Genomic DNA, 252 nt, shown 5'->3' with positions numbered 1-252 from the left:
CGCCTGCAGGTTCAGGATCTGGTTTCTGGCGTTGCCGAGCTGCGCCTGCGCGCCTTCGAGCGCGATACGGAACGAATCGGGCTTGAGGCGGAAAAGCACCTGCCCCTTCTTCACGACCTCGTTCTCATGCACATCGACCGATATCACCATGCCGGAGACGTCGGTGGAAACGCCGACCATGTCAGCCTGGATATAGGCATTGTCAGTGGACATGATCTGTCCGCCGGTGACGTAATAATAGCCACCGATGAC

General features: G+C 58.3%; 1 pseudogene. It reads right to left on the bottom strand.

Annotated features, from left to right (window positions below):
* A pseudogene (locus ACR9ZK_RS22755) lies at positions 1-252 on the bottom strand (hypothetical protein); the annotation flags it as partial.

The sequence above is a fragment of the Monashia sp. HAY1-5C genome (assembly GCF_056755255.1).
Note: the sequence above shows the minus strand (reverse complement) of the source record. Positions and strands in the feature narration are given on the sequence as shown.